Here is a 467-nt window from a genome sequence, read left to right as displayed (position 1 = left end):
GACCATTCAGGCCGCCTTCGCGGGCAACCACGGATGGTTCTGGCGTAACCGCGGCGATGCTCCCGTTGCCGTGACGCTGCGCACGAGCGGCACCTACACGGCCTTCGAGCGGAAGGTCTGACGAAGCCTTCCCATCACCGCCGACCGATGGTCTCGTGCCGTCGGTCGGCACCTATTACCGACCGGGCAGCCGCAACGTCCGGGTCGAGGTAAAGAACGATGCTCACGGTCCTGCGCCACCGCACCTATCGCCATCTCTTCGCGGCGCAGGTTCTCTCGCTGATCGGGACCGGCCTGACCACGGTGGCGCTCGGGCTGCTCGCCTACGATCTTGCCGGCGCCGACGCCGGGGTGGTGCTCGGGACGGCACTGGCGATCAAGATGATCGCGTACGTGGGCGTCTCGCAGTTCGCCGGGGTCCTGACGAGCTTCCTGCCGCGGCGGACGCTGCTCGTCGGCCTCGACCT

Annotated in this window: 1 pseudogene; it reads left to right on the top strand. The window is 68.1% G+C overall.

Annotated elements, in window-relative coordinates:
- Nucleotides 1-219: 219 nt before the first annotated feature.
- Nucleotides 220-467 (top strand): annotated as a pseudogene (locus VQ042_RS26320) (MFS transporter); the annotation flags it as partial.

Source organism: Aurantimonas sp. A2-1-M11, assembly GCF_036549475.1.
In the GTDB taxonomy this organism is placed as follows: Bacteria; Pseudomonadota; Alphaproteobacteria; order Rhizobiales; family Rhizobiaceae; genus Aurantimonas.
Note: the sequence above shows the minus strand (reverse complement) of the source record. Positions and strands in the feature narration are given on the sequence as shown.